Source organism: Methylocystis sp. ATCC 49242, from assembly GCF_000188155.2.
Taxonomy (GTDB): Bacteria; Pseudomonadota; Alphaproteobacteria; order Rhizobiales; family Beijerinckiaceae; genus Methylocystis.
This window is the reverse complement of record NZ_KE124774.1, coordinates 1206029-1219513: the sequence shown is the minus strand read 5'-3', so window position 1 is coordinate 1219513 and position 13485 is coordinate 1206029. Positions and strand designations below refer to the sequence as shown.

12 protein-coding genes are annotated in these 13485 nt (G+C 63.2%); 6 read left to right on the top strand and 6 right to left on the bottom strand.

Annotation, left to right across the window (positions count from 1 at the left end; translation table 11 throughout):
- Positions 1-186: 186 nt before the first annotated feature.
- The 6 genes from MET49242_RS07920 (at position 187) to MET49242_RS07895 (ending at position 6940) form a co-directional block, all read left to right on the top strand.
- Positions 187-876 carry a Crp/Fnr family transcriptional regulator gene (locus tag MET49242_RS07920; RefSeq protein ID WP_036282098.1) on the top strand — a complete coding sequence of 230 codons (690 nt, stop codon included), beginning with the start codon at positions 187-189 and terminating at the stop codon, positions 874-876.
- A gap of 109 nt (positions 877-985) precedes the next feature.
- Entirely contained in the window at positions 986-1426 is a 441-nt protein-coding gene (locus tag MET49242_RS07915; RefSeq protein WP_144259515.1) for a polysaccharide deacetylase, read from the top strand.
- A 233-nt stretch (positions 1427-1659) separates the two neighbouring features.
- Positions 1660-3009: a tetratricopeptide repeat protein gene (locus MET49242_RS07910; protein WP_244430757.1), complete on the top strand. Its 1350-nt coding sequence runs from the start codon at positions 1660-1662 to the stop codon at positions 3007-3009.
- A gap of 15 nt (positions 3010-3024) precedes the next feature.
- Positions 3025-3876, top strand: a complete 852-nt coding sequence (locus tag MET49242_RS07905) for a FecR domain-containing protein (RefSeq protein ID WP_084678931.1) — start codon at positions 3025-3027, stop codon at positions 3874-3876.
- Between the two features lie 85 nt (positions 3877-3961).
- A complete protein-coding gene (locus MET49242_RS07900) occupies positions 3962-6181 on the top strand; it encodes a CHASE2 domain-containing protein (protein WP_036287329.1) in 2220 nt (739 codons plus the stop codon).
- A 72-nt stretch (positions 6182-6253) separates the two neighbouring features.
- Positions 6254-6940: a hypothetical protein gene (locus tag MET49242_RS07895; protein ID WP_036282096.1), complete on the top strand. Its 687-nt coding sequence runs from the start codon at positions 6254-6256 to the stop codon at positions 6938-6940.
- An 8-nt stretch (positions 6941-6948) separates the two neighbouring features.
- Here the strand turns inward: MET49242_RS07895 and MET49242_RS07890 are convergent, their stop codons facing one another.
- From MET49242_RS07890 to MET49242_RS07865, 6 genes are all read right to left on the bottom strand, one after another.
- A complete protein-coding gene (locus MET49242_RS07890; protein WP_036282093.1) occupies positions 6949-8448 on the bottom strand; it encodes a bifunctional UDP-sugar hydrolase/5'-nucleotidase in 1500 nt (499 codons plus the stop codon).
- A gap of 169 nt (positions 8449-8617) precedes the next feature.
- Entirely contained in the window at positions 8618-9937 is a 1320-nt protein-coding gene (locus MET49242_RS07885; protein ID WP_144259514.1) for a pentapeptide repeat-containing protein, read from the bottom strand.
- Positions 9938-10003: 66 nt separating this feature from the next.
- A protein-coding gene (locus MET49242_RS07880; protein WP_371212522.1) for an IS3 family transposase occupies positions 10004-11190 on the bottom strand; the annotation gives its coding sequence in 2 pieces (ribosomal slippage) (positions 10004-10938 and positions 10938-11190; 1188 coding nt in all).
- Between the two features lie 49 nt (positions 11191-11239).
- Positions 11240-11365, bottom strand: a complete 126-nt coding sequence (locus MET49242_RS26355; protein WP_256378577.1) for a hypothetical protein — start codon at positions 11363-11365, stop codon at positions 11240-11242.
- Positions 11366-11516: 151 nt separating this feature from the next.
- Positions 11517-12983, bottom strand: a complete 1467-nt coding sequence (locus MET49242_RS07870; protein ID WP_036282083.1) for an ammonium transporter — start codon at positions 12981-12983, stop codon at positions 11517-11519.
- Positions 12984-13018: 35 nt separating this feature from the next.
- Positions 13019-13357: a P-II family nitrogen regulator gene (locus MET49242_RS07865; protein WP_036282080.1), complete on the bottom strand. Its 339-nt coding sequence runs from the start codon at positions 13355-13357 to the stop codon at positions 13019-13021.
- Between the last annotated feature and the right edge of the window lie 128 nt (positions 13358-13485).

The following is a 13485-nucleotide window of genomic DNA, read 5'->3' as shown; positions in this document are numbered from 1 at the left end:
TTGATCTTCGCCCGGCTTGCGGGATAGCGCCAGCGGCGCAGCGCATTGTCACGCTTGCGCCGCGCTTATGAGCTTTCACGAAAGAATCTCTTCACCCGAACGCGAAGACTTGACCCTCCGCCACTCGACGTCCAGAGAGTTTGACGACAAAATCCTTCGTCTATTTCTACTTGGGAGCGCGCCTCCGTGTCCGTTTTCGACGGGATACCGTTTTTTGCCGGCCTCGATCCGACGCGGGCCGAGACTTTCGCGCGTCAGTGCGTGCGCAAGCGATATTCGGAAGAGGAACTCGTTCTCGATTTCGACGATCACTCCACGGACGTCTATTTCATCGTCAGCGGCGACGTGCGCGTCCTGATCCGCACCGCCGCCGGCAAGGAGATGATCTTCGGCGATTTCGGTCCCGGAAAATTCTTCGGCGAAATGGCCGCGATCGACGGCGCCAAGCGTTCGGCGAACGTCACGGCGCTAACCAACGCCGAGCTTCTGCTCGTGCCGCCGGCCGTGTTCCGCGAAATCGTGCTGCACGAGCCGGAGATTTGCGATCGCCTGTTGCGCATCCTCACATCGCGCGTGCGCGAACTCAACACGCGGCTCTTCGAGCGCTCCGTGCTCGATCTGCGTCATCGCCTTTATGCGGAGCTCTTGCGCATGTCGGCGCCGCGCAAGGGGCATGACGGCCAGTCCATCGTCTCGCCGCCGCCGTTCCAGCACGATCTCGCGGCGCGCATCGGCTGCCGTCGCGAGCAGGTGAGCCGTGAACTCACCGCCATGATCGACGAGGGGCTTGCGGAAAAAATCCGTGGCGGCCTCGTGCTGCTTCGTCCCTCCGTGCTGGAAAAGCGCGTGCAGGACGCGATGAACGACGCCGATTGACGGAGTGTGCGTTCGCGCACACAAAAAAGGGCAGGGGACCCCTACGGTCGCAATCGCTCGAAGAAGAGGCAAAGCCCAAAACGAGCGATAGAAGATCGAGGAGAGGCAGATGATCCCTCAACTGACGCCAATCGCGCGTTGCACGCAGGTCGCCGGGCTCCGCGCCCATGAGATCATGCTGGGCGTTAGCCCCGGCGCTGAACATGAGCGGATTCTGGCGATGTATCGCCGCGTTTACGAGCCCGCTTCAGCTCAGCTGCGCATTGTCGCGGATATTCGCGATGCGCTGGACGCAGGCGAGGCGGCGCGCGCGGCGGACCTGCTGATCGTCCTGCGTCGACTGCTTGCAAGCGAACCCGTCAGCAGCGCAAAAACGCCGCCGATGCGTCGGCGCGGCCGGCCAGTGCGGTTCCGGCTGGCGTGGCCGGTTGCGGGCGTACGAGAAGCCGAAGGGCCGGCCGGCGGCAAGGGGCAAGGCCAGATCTCCGGGAAAATTCTTGCCTGGCGAATGCGATCCGGCGAAAATCTCTCGTCAGAATCTGTGGTTTAGCCGTCACACTCGAAATTTGTTTGGCCGCCCGTGGCGGCCGGCGGGTCGGAACATCGCGACACTTCGGGTATTGTTTTCCGTGTTTACAATTATATTTCAATTATTTATCAGAAACGCGCCCCCCGTGTCGGGGACAGCCTCGCAACTTGCGACTTCGGTAAACATGAGTCAGCTTCGTCGCCGACCGGCTATCAGGTGTTGAGTCTTAGCGTCATTTCAAGTGGGGGCGTGCATTGATTTCCGTCTCGAAGACCGTAACGACTTTTTTGGGCGCGATCTGCGTCGCTGTCGCGCTCGGGTCCCCGGCGCAGGCGCAGGACGCCCGGGTCGAGCAGGAGCGGCTCGCCGCTCATATCCAGCGCAATCCCACCGATTACGAGTCAACCTATCGTTATGTGACGATCTCGACCGAATTACGCGACTATGAAGCCGCGGTCGGCGCGCTCGAGCGCTTGCTGATGTTCAATCCGAATCTGTCGCGCGCTGAAAAGGAGCTTGGTTTTCTTTATGCGCGGCTCGGCGCCTACGGGCTGTCGGCCCAGCATTTGCGCACGGCGCTCGCGGCCGGCGGTCTCGATCCCTCGCAGGCCGCGCAGATCGAGGCGCAACTGCCCGACATCGAGAAACGCACCGAGACCAGCCGCCTCAGCGTGCGCATGCATTTTGGCCTGCGGGCGCAATCCAACGCCAATTATTTTCCGGCGAACAATCTGTTCCAGGTGGGCGGCGTCGGGCTCGCCTCGCCGGGCGCGCGCAAGGGCGATCTCAACGCCTTCCAGCTCGTGCAGGCGGCGCATGACTATGATTTCGAGAATCAGCGCGGCGACCGGCTGGAGACGCGCGTAACGGCCTATGCGACCGAGCAGTTCCGTCTGCCGCAATACAGCGTCGCCTTGTTCGGCGGTTCGATCGGCCCGCGTTTCTTCGTGCCGCAGGACTTTGTCCACGCCTTCTCGATCCGTCCCTATCTGACGGGCGCGGTGTCGATGCTGGGGTCGAACAATTATCTCAACACGGGCGGCGCCGGTCTGAGCTTCCGTGCGGAATTCAGTCCGGACGCGTCGGTCGATCCGGGCTTCGAATGGCGTTCCCTGTGGGTCGATCCCGGTCGCGGGATATTCGGTCCGCCGCCTTACAGCACGCTCTCGACTCTGGCGACGGGCGACGTCGTCACCGGCTATGTCGGCGGCACATACCGCATCTGGGAGAATGTGCGGCTCGACGGCCGCGTCGCCTATTCGCGCGCCAATGCGGGATATGCGGCGCAGAGTTCCGATCAGGTGGACGTGCAGGCTATGCTGCGTCTTGAGGTAGACCCGCCGCATCCGATGATCGCGCGGCGCTGGACGATCGCGCCCTATGCGCGTTTCACCCATCTTGCTTTCGACATGGCCAATCCGCTGGTCAATCCCTTCGTCGCGCGGCGCGACGCTGCGTGGATTTACGGCATGATGCTCGACGCGCCGGTGACCGACACATTCGGCTTCGCCGGCAATCTCGAATTTGCGCGCAACGACTCGAACATTCCGAATTTCAAGACGCAGAACGTGTCCGTGTCCTTCGGACCGACCGCGAAATTCTGATAACGGAGACAGATCATGACGAAAATCTCCGCTTTCGCGCTCGCCTCGATCATCGGCCTCGCCGCCTTCCCGGCAGCAGCGGAAAAAGTCGGCAATGTCGGCGCGGTAAATGTCTCCGCGCATGGCACGCCGCCCGGCTCCGGCAAGCATCCGCTCTCGGTCGGCCTCGGCGTCGAGAAGCGCGAGCGCATCGACACCTCGGCCGACGGCAGCGCGCAGATCGTCTTCAACGACACGTCGACAATGACGGTGGGGCGCAACAGCTCCGTGGTGATCGATGATTTCGTTTATCACGTCGGCGGCGGCAGTCAGGGCGTGTCGATGGCGAAAGGCGTGATGCGCTTCGTCGGCGGCGGCGTCAGCCACGGGTCCGGCGCCAGCGTGAAGACGCCTACGGCCTCGATCGGCGTGCGCGGCGGCGCCGCGATGGTGCGGGTCGGCGGCGAATGCGGCACGCTGGTCGTGCATCAATATGGCAAGATCGACGTCACCGGCGGCGGCAATACGCAGACATTGATGCGTTCGGGCTATGGCGTCTGTGCGCCGAGCGGCGGCCCTGTGTCGGAGCCGTTCCGCGTGCCGCCGGAGACCATTGCGGCCATGACCGCGCAGATGGCGAGCCGGGGCGGGCAGCACGGCGGGGCGAAGACCATTCCGAATAATGAGGAGGCGAATCTCTCCCTCGGCAACGATCGTCCGCCGAGCATAAATCCGCCGCCGGGGCTCGACGCGCTCAACCCGTTCTGGGCGGGCGGGGCTCTGGTCCAGAGCCAGGCGAACGCCGTCAACCAGCCAGCGCCGCCGGTGGTCGAAGAACACCATGAGGGCGGCGATCCGCCTTACGATGGTTGGGGCGGTTATCCCTGACCGGGGGCGGGACGATAGGGAAACCGTCCCGCGAGCGACGCGGCGGCGCTTTCGAGACTGCGCCCCCGCGTGAATGGAGCCGCGGATGCTGAAACGGCGGCAGGTCTATCTCGTCGCGCTCGTCGTCGCGGCCGCCGTCACCCTGCCATGGGGTTTCCTGCAGCCTCGCGCGCTGGACGATCTGCGCAATCTGGTCTTCGACTCCTTCCAGCGCCTTTCGCCGCGCGTCTATGATCCCGAGACGCCGGCCCGCGTCGTCGGCGTCGATGAGGAAAGCCTCAAGGCGTATGGTCAGTGGCCCTGGTCCCGGACGCGCATCGCCGAGCTTGTCGATCGGCTGCGCGAGATGGGCGCCGCGGCCATCGCCTTCGATTTCATCTTTGCCGAGCCGGATCGCCTGAGCGCCCGCCGGATCGCGGATGCGCTGCCCGACCCGAAACTGCGCGCGGAAGTCTCGAAGCTCCTCGCCAAGACGCCGGAGGGCGACGCGCTCCTTGCGGCCGCGCTCGGCAAGGCGCCTGCCGTACTCGGCGTTACGCTCGCGGACGTCGGCGGCGCCAAGCAATTCGAGCCGAAGGCCGGCTTCGTGACCGCAGGCGACGATCCTGCGCCGTTCCTCGTCTCCTTTACGGGCGTCGTCACGCCGCTGCCCCAACTGGCGAAAGCCGCGCAGGGCCTTGGCGCGACCAACTGGCTCGCCGACCGCGATCAGGTCGTGCGCCGCGTGCCGCTGCTGACGCGCGTGGGCGATTCCATCGCGCCGTCGCTGGCGGTGGAGGCGCTTCGCGTCGCGCAAGGCGAGCAGACGATCGTCATCCGTTCATCCAACGCCAGCGGCGAGACCGCCTATGGCAAGGAAACGGGCGTCAACGCGATCAAGATCGGCGCCTTCCAGATCGCGACCGGGCCAGCCGCGGACGTGCGGCCGCGCTATTCGCCCAGCAATCCGGCCCGAGACATTTCCGCCAAAGCGGTGCTGGAGCGGCGCGTCCCGCGCAGCGAGATCGAGGGACGGATCGTCTTCGTCGGCGCGCTGGCGGTGGGGCTGGGCGATGTGCGCGCAACGCCGCTGGAGGCGGTCGCGCCCGGCGTCGACGTGCACGCGCAGATCGTCGAGTCGCTGACGACGGGCGCGCTGTTGTCGCGGCCGGACTGGGCGCCGGGGCTCGAATTCGTCGCCGCCGCCGTCGCTTTCCTGCTGACGATGGGCCTGCTGTTCATCGCGCCGCCCCTTGTCTCGGCGCCTTTCGCGCCGCTCGCCGTCGCGGGACTTTTCGGCGGCGCCTTCTATTTATTCGAGCGGCAGGGACTGCTGCTCGACCCCGCCTATCCGAGCCTCGTCGTGATCGGCGGCTATCTGATCGGCGCCGTGACTTTGTGGCGCGCGGAGACTCTCGCCCGCCGGCAGGTGCGGCGCGCTTTCGGCAAGTTTGTCGCGCCGGCGGTCGTGGACCGCATCGCGGAGCATCCCGAGCGTCTGGTTCTCGGCGGCGAAACGCGCGAACTAACCGTGCTTTTCTCGGACCTGCGCAATTTTTCCGGCATTTCCGAAGGCATGAGCGCGCGCGAGCTCACGCAGTTCATGAACGATTACCTGACGCCGATGACCGACGCGATCCTCGAATGCGAGGGCACGGTCGACAAATATATGGGCGACGCCATTCTCGCCTTCTGGAACGCGCCGCTCGACATCGTCGATCATCCGCGCAAGGCCGTTCGCGCGGCGCTGATGATGCGCGAGGCGCTGGCGAATCTGAATGAAGCTCGCGCGCAGGCCGCGCGGGCGGACGGGCGCCCGCACCGCGTCGCCGCCTTCGGGGTCGGCCTGCATCTCGGCCCCTGCAGCGTCGGCAACATGGGCTCGATTCGCCGCTTCGACTATTCGATTCTCGGCGACACGGTGAACCTTACATCGCGTCTGGAAGGCGCCAGCAAGGCTTTCGGGACCGACGTCATCGCCTCCGCCGCGATCCGCGACGCGGCGCCGGACATGGCCTGGCTCGATCTGGGCCGCATCGTCGTCGTCGGCAAGACCGAGCCGACCCATGTCTTCGCGCTTGCCGGCGGTCCCGACACAGCTGAGTCGGAGCTGTATGTGCGCTGGCGCACATCGCATGACGCCATGCGCGACGATTGTGAATCCGGGCGATTTGCTGAAGCCGCAGCGCGAGCCTCCACACTGGCGCAGACGCTTCCCAGCCCCTGGCCTGCGCTCTATGTGGCCCTGGAACAACGATATTCCATGCTGGCGCGCGCAGGGTTGCAAGAGGCGTGGTCTCCCGTATGGAATTTGGAAAGTAAGTGACGCCATCATGTCGCCGTCTTGCGCCGCAAATCGTGCGCCAGCTTCTTCTCACCTCAGGACCGCCGCCCGCGCATGACCGAAAAGATCGTCGAGAAATACTGGGGCCTCATCGCTTCGCGCCACGACGCTGAGGCTTTCGCGACGATCGACGCCGCCTATCGAGAGCCGCAGCGCGCCTATCATAACTGGGCTCATATCGCCGACCTCATCGACAAGCTCGATCAGCTCACCGATCTCGCGGTGCGCCCGGATCTCATCGCCACGGCGATCTTCTGGCACGATTCGGTATTCATAACGCGCGACCCCGACGGCCGTCCGCGCGCCGACGCCGAGAATGTGCGCGCGAGCGCGGCGCTGTTCGAGCGGCATTCGAAATTCCCGGCGGCGGATACCGAAGCCGTGCACGACATGGTGATGGCGACCGCGAGTCACATGGATGCGCGCGCTGCGCATATGCACTACGCGGGCTTTGCGCGGGACCTCGATCTGTTCCTCGACCTCGATCTTTCCTCGCTCGCCGCACCGTGGCCGACCTTCGAGGCGAATTTCGAGGATATCCGCTTCGAATACAGCTGGGCGCCGGAGAAGATGTTTCTTCTCGGCCGTCAGCAGATGCTGGAGCGATTTCTCGCGCAGGGCGACATGCTCTACCGGCGTCCCGAGACGCGCGCCCTGTGGCTTGCGGCGGCGCGCGCCAATCTCTCGCGCGCCGCCGAGGGGCTGAACGAGCGTCTCGCGCAGCAGGCTTCAACCGCCTGATCTCGCCCTCATTGTAGCGTGATGCGGCGGTCGACGGCGGGCGCGACGGCGCCGGCCTTTCGTATCGCGTCGATCACGACCGTCGCGAGCTGCGGCCCCTCGAGATCATTCACCAGCGGCTTGCCGCGCGTCAGCATGTCATAGCCATCCTTGCCGCGCGCGAGGAAATTCGTGACAGCCACCTTGTAGACCCGCGCGTCGTCGAGCGGCTTGCCGCCGATCTCGACCGAGACGAGCCGCGATCCCGGAACGGCGCCGCTCTTCGCAACGATGCGCGCACCGGAGATCTGGCCGAAGCGGCCGTCGTCGCGACCGAGCATCCAGACCGCATTTTCCAGCGCGGCGCGCAAATCGGCGCCGCTCAATTCGAGCGTGACCAGCGTGTCGTCGAAGGGCAGTTCGGTCATCACATCCTTGCGCGTGAGCTTCTCGCCGGCGTCGTAAGTGCGATTGCCGCGAATGGCGCCGCCGTTGAGCAGCGCGACATCGGCGCCCGTCGCGGCGCGCATGGCGTCGGTGATCAAATTGCCGATTGCCGTCTCATGCCCGCGCACGCTCGCCTTGCGGCTGTCGAGCGGCGTCCGGGTCTCGCCGATGACCGCATCGAGCTCCTTGCTGATTTTCGACTGATATTGCGCGACGCGCGCCGCGACGGCGGCGTCGGGCGTCACGTCGGCGGTGTCGATGATGCGGAACTTCGGCGTCCAGGCGACCTTGCGCTTTTCGCCGTCGTCTACCCGGATCGCAAGATCGACGGCGACGATATTGACGCCATCGGCCTGGGTCTCCGCAATCGCCGAACGCCCGTCATAGGCGACGAGAAGGTTGTGGTCGTGGCCGGAAAGAACGATGTCGATCACGCCGAGTTTTGCAAGCCGCAGGTCGTCCTTCCAGTCGGAATGGGTGACGGCGACAATGATATCGGCGCCTTCGTCGCGCAACCGCTCCGCTTCCATGCGCGCCGTGTCGATGATTGGCGCGAAGCGCAGAGCGCCGGTGTTGGAGCGCTTGGCGGACTCTTCGTCGGTGAGGCCGAAGACGCCGATCTTGACGCCGCCCATGTCGAAAATCCTGTTGTCGGCGAAACCAAGCAATTGCTTGCCGAATCCATCGCGCAGGTTCGAGGCCACAATCGGAAAAGTCGCCTCCGCCATGCGGGTGCGAAACACCGCTTCGCCGAAATCGAATTCGTGATTGCCGGGCGTGAACACGTCGAGCTTCATGCGGTTCAGCAGGTCGACGATATGCGCGCCCTTGTCGAGGCTCGACATAAGAGAGGGCGAGAGCGTGTCGCCGGCATGGGCGACGATGACGTTCTTCGCCCTCGCGCGCTCGGCGGCGAGCGCGCCCGCCACCCGCGCAAACCCGCCGCGCCCGTTCTTCTCGGCGATTTCGTAGATGTCGCTGAAGACGAGCAACGTGACATTTACGACGCGCGGGGCGGCCGCGGCGGGGAGGGCGGCGATAAGAAGAAGGAGGAGGGCGAGAAGCCTGAGAAAAGTCACCATGCGCGCATGTTGACCCGCTTCGATGACGGCCGCAATACGCGAGGCGTCGGCGAGAAGCCTCGTCTTCGCAGGGGGGCGCGAAGCGATCAGCGCGGCTTGGGCTTGCCCCCACCCGACGGCCTTCGGCCGCTGACCTCCCCGCAAGGGGAGGTATGGGAGCCCCGTCGGATCACTTCATCCTGAAGCGATTGCGCAGAGCGAGGCCGAGCAGAAAGAGCAGGATGAGGCCGAGGACGGATTGGATGTTGCCGATGATCTTGGCGGCGGGGGTGAGGTGATCGGTGATGAGCTTGTCCGGCTTGTAGGGAAGCAAGGAAATAAGGTTAGTTACACTTAACGCCGCCGCGTCCGAAGGCTCCATCGGGCCGTCATCGAGTGAGTTGGTAGACGCCAGAATGACGAAGCCGACGGAGAAAAGCGAAACGAGCCAAAAAATTGGTCTGACAACGCTGAGGCCGTAACTGCCGAGAGAATCATATGCGCTGTTCATAAACCAAGCGACGCCGTCGTTGACTCGCTCGCCGAAGCGTCGCTTTTTGTCGCGCATACGAAACCATAACAAGGCTCGCCGCGCACGCAGTTCCTTGGCGAAGAAGAATTGCTCATCCTCGTGCTTTTTGAGCCGCTCCATCTCGGCTTTGAGGCGTTCGTAGGCATAGATTTGTTGCTGGGCGTCTTCATGATTTTTTGGAGGCGATGGCCACTTAGCGCCATGCAATTCTGTCGCCTCGCGCAATTTAGCGTCGCGGAAATCAGGGACAGACTGTTGAAACTTTGAGCGAATGAAGCTCGTGTCAAGTTTGAAGGCAGTCCCGTTGAATTTTACCCTTCCCTTAAAATTTGCGCCGCCAAATTTGGTTGCGCTCAGAAACTCGGCGTTTTGGAAGTCGGCATCGGAACCAAAACTCGTATTCTCAAAGACCGTCTCGGAAGAGAAAATTGCCTCGTTAAACTGCGCACCTTTTAAGTAATCAGCGTGATCGAACGATGCCTTATTCAGGAACGCGGTCTTAACGAATGAAGCATTGCCACAAAATTGCACACCCTGGAAAAATGCGTCGCCATCAAATTTTGAATTTCCAAAAAATGCATCGCGGGCAAAGTGTGCATTATCGAAACCGGCGCCCTGGCTAAACGCTGTCCTACTAAATGATGCGTACGCGCCGAAGCGAACATGGTCGAACATGACGTGGAGAAGGAATAATGCAGAATCAAAATACGCGGGCCCTGCAAATTTAGATCCAAAAAAATGTACGGTCACCGGGAAAATGAACCGAGAAAATAAAATTGGTCTATCAAAACGACAATTGAAGAAATTAATAGGGTCTTTATATGGCATCGGAAGTTGGATATCTTGTCGCCCAGCGCGTTTTGCGAAATCTCCACGAAATTTATCGATTTCATCGCCTGTAAAGGGTTTAGGGTTGTCCTTTACGTGAGTATGTGATGTTAGCTTTTCCAATTCTTCGCCGTGAATGGATGTAGCCATCCATCGATTCCATGCTTCCCGATTGGCTTCTGCGATGGCTGTTCGCGGTGACCTGCCCCTGAACTTTCATCCAGCGGCGGGTTGAGTCCTTCCGGTTGATACGCCCGAGGGCGCGAATGGAGCAACAGGCGATCGGCGGAGTTGGTCCGGGTTGCGCAGCCGATCGCCTGTTGCGGTGAGATTGGCCGCGAAGGCGGCGGGCGTCGCATAGCCGAGGGCCGAATGCGGGCGGCGGTGATTGTAGTCCTGGGCCCAGGCGCTGATCTTCTCCCGGGCATGGTCGAGCCCGAAGAACAGCGTCTCGTTCAGCAGTTCGTCGCGCATGCGCCCGTTGAAGCTCTCGCAGAAGCCGTTCTGCATCGGCTTGCCCGGCGCGATATAGCGCCACTCGATCCTGTTCTCGCTCGACCACGACAGCACGGCGTTCGAGGTGAACTCCGTGCCGTTGTCCGAAACGATCATGCCGGGCCTGCCGCGCCATGCGATCAGCGCCGACAGTTCCCGCGCCACGCGTTGGCCCGAGATGGATGTGTCGGGGATCGCCGCGAGGCATTCACGCGTCACGTCGTCGACGATGTTCAGGATGCGGAACCGGCGTCCGCAGGCGAACTGGTCATGCACGAAGTCCAAAGACCAACGCGCATTCGGCCGCGCCTCGACAGGAATGGGCGCCCGCGCGCCGACAGCCCTTCGGCGGGCGCGCCGCTTTCTCACCGTCAGCCCTTCCTCGCGATAGAGCCGGTAGATGCGGTTCTTGCCCGACGTCTCGCCCTCCTGCCGCAGCAGCACGAACAGCCGCCGATAGCCGAAGCGCCGGCGCTCGTTGGCGAGTTCCCGCAGCCGCTCCCGTAACGGCTTGTCGGTCGGCCGCTTCGAGATGTAGCGGACGGTCGCGCGATCGACGGCGACAATCTGGCAGGCCCGACGCTCCGACAGAGCCATGGCGGCTCGCAGATGCACAACGGCTGCGCGCTTGGCGGCGGGCCCTACCATTTTTTTGACAAAAGCTCCTTCAGCGCCGCGGCTTCCAGCATCTGATCGGCCAGAAGCTTCTTCAGCCGCGCATTCTCTTCTTCGAGCGCTTTCAACCGCTTGGCCTCGGAGACGTCCATGCCGCCATATTTGGCCTTCCAGTTGTAAAGCGTCGTCTCCGACACAGCATATTTGCGAGCCAGATCCGCCGCCTTCGCGCCCGCCTCGTGCTCCCGCAAAATCCCGATGATCTGCTCTTCCGTGAACCGCTTCTTCTTCATCTCGTCCGTCCCGATATGGCCGGACTCTAATCGCATCTGGTCGAGTTTCTCAGGGGCAGGTCAGCGGGCGCCAATTTGAGCATCGGACTTCCTCCTGCTCCCCATAAAGCGTCGCCAGCAAATACCAGGGGTTCTCATTCGCCGGCGTCAAATTGGGCTTCGCGTCGTCGGTCATTGCGAAATGCTTTCCTGAAAGGCGGTCCTTTATCGCAGCGAGCCTAAAACAACGCGAGCTTTGCTGGAAGAGGCGTCGCAAGCAGCAAGGCGCCCCAAAAAAGAAACGGCGCCCGTGGGCGCCGTTTCGCTTCGTGGTCTTGGAGGCAGCGTCAGTAGTTGTAAGCGCGTTCGCCGTGGTCGGTGATGTCCAGGCCCTCGCGTTCCTGATCGGGCGCCGGACGCAGGCCGATGAGGACGTCCACGATCTTGTAAAGGATCGCCGAGCCGACGCCCGAGAAGAGCAGGGTAGCGATGACCGCTATCGCCTGCGCCTTCATCTGCGCCATCATGTCGTAGGTTCCGGCGAAGGTTTCGAGATTGGTGTAGTCGGTGATGCCGACGCCGCCAAAGTCGGGATTCACCAGCAGGCCGGTCGCCAGCGCACCGGTGATGCCGCCGATGCAATGCACGCCGAAGACGTCGAGCGCGTCGTCATAGCCGATCATCTTCTTCACGACGTCCACGAAGAAGAGACAGATCGGCGAGACGGCGAGGCCGAGGATCAGCGAACCGACCGGGCCCGCGAAGCCCGCCGCGGGCGTCACCGCGACGAGCCCCGCGACGGCGCCGGTGATGAGGCCGAGGAGCGAGGGTTTGCCCTTCACCAGCCATTCGACCAGCATCCACGAGAGCCCCGCGCCGGCCGTCGCGACCATGGTGTTGACGAAGGCGAGCGCCGTCGCGCCATTGGCCTCGAGGTTGGAGCCCGCGTTGAAACCGAACCAGCCGACCCACAGGAGGGAGGCGCCGATCATCGACATTGTCAGCGAATGCGGCGCCAGCACTTCCCTGCCGTAGCCGATGCGCTTGCCGACCATGATGGCGCCAACGAGGCCCGCGATGCCGGCGTTGATGTGCACGACAGTGCCGCCCGCGAAGTCCAGCGCGCCCTTGCCCGCAAGCCAGCCCACGGCGCCGTTGATCTCGTCGATCTTTGCCTGCGCCGCCGCTTTCGCAGCTTCGTCAGTCGCGGCGGCGAGCTGCGTCGCGGCGTCGACCAGCGCGTTCGGATCAGCCGCGCCCCAAACCCAATGCGCGATGGGGAAGTAGATGATCGTCACCCAGAGAAACACGAACAGCAGCACTGCGGAGAATTTCATGCGTTCCGCGAAGGCGCCGACGATCAGCGCCGGCGTGATCATGGCGAAGGTCATCTGGAAGACGAAATAGACATATTCCGGAATCACATGGCCGGGCGTGAAGGTCGCGGCGTTGGAGGAGGCCGTAACCCCCTTCAGGAACAGTTTGTTGAAGCCGCCGATGTAATTGCTCAGCGAGCCGCCGTCGCCGAAGGCGAGGGAATAGCCATAGACCGTCCAGATCACCCCGACGAGGCAGACGATGGCGAACACCTGCGTGAGGATCGACAGCATGTTCTTGGTGCGAACCAGGCCGCCATAGAACAGCGCGAGACCCGGGATGGACATCATCAGCACGAGCAGCGACGAGGTCAGCATCCAGGCGATGTCGCCGGGGTTCGGGGTCGGGTCGTTGCCGGCGAAGGCCGGGCCCGCCGCGACCGCCGCTCCCGCGATGACCGAAGCCGCATACGCGCTCCGAGACGAAGGACATTTCATGTGGGAAAGCTCCTGAAGGTTCGGGGAGGAGGCGATCAAAGCGCGTCGGCGTCGGATTCGCCGGTGCGGATGCGGATGGCGCGTTCGAGCGGGCTGACGAAAATCTTTCCGTCGCCGATTTGTCCGGTGCGCGCGGTGGCGGTGATCGCCTCTATGACCTTGTCGACCATCGACGCGGCGACGGCGACCTCGATCTTCAGTTTCGGCAAGAAGCTGATGGCGTATTCGGCGCCGCGATAGATTTCCGTATGACCCTTCTGCCGTCCGTAGCCCTTGACTTCCGTCACGGTGAGTCCGTGCACGCCGATGTTGGTCAGCGCGTCGCGAACCTCATCGAGCTTGAACGGCTTGATGATCGCTGTCACGATTTTCATCTGCCAATCCTGTTGTTTCGACCTCATTGACGAGCGTCGGCCGCTCCACGGAACGGGACGTCGCAGCGACGCGGTCGTTTCAGAGAGCACTGGCGTGCCCGCGCCATTACCTTCAAATGCCGTGCCAG